The sequence below is a fragment of the Homoserinimonas sp. OAct 916 genome (assembly GCF_003260275.1).
Taxonomy (GTDB): domain Bacteria; phylum Actinomycetota; class Actinomycetes; order Actinomycetales; family Microbacteriaceae; genus OACT-916.
This window is the reverse complement of record NZ_QJHB01000124.1, coordinates 1-280: the sequence shown is the minus strand read 5'-3', so window position 1 is coordinate 280 and position 280 is coordinate 1. Positions and strand designations below refer to the sequence as shown.

Annotated in this window: 1 protein-coding gene; it reads left to right on the top strand. The window is 31.1% G+C overall.

Annotated elements, in window-relative coordinates; translation table 11 throughout:
• Window positions 1-29: 29 nt before the first annotated feature.
• Window positions 30-280 (top strand): hypothetical protein (locus DL891_RS16960; RefSeq protein ID WP_198668994.1); only part of this gene is annotated, 251 nt, incomplete at its 3' end.

The following is a 280-nucleotide window of genomic DNA, read 5'->3' as shown; positions in this document are numbered from 1 at the left end:
GCAATTCCATAAAAGTTACCAGCAACCTCATGGATGTATTATTTAAATGCATTGATGCATTAAGTTCAATGACAGGAATTATATCTGAAAGTGGAAACGATTCATATGACATTGAAAATTTAATTGAATTATTAGGAACAAATAATACAAAAGAAGAAGTGGCAGCGACGAATAGCGAAAACTCCAAATCTCTAGACAACAACAATATAAATGTATATGAAAAAGACATAATAGAAAAAGCTGCATCTCAAGGCTATAAAACTTACAGCATAGAAGTGGT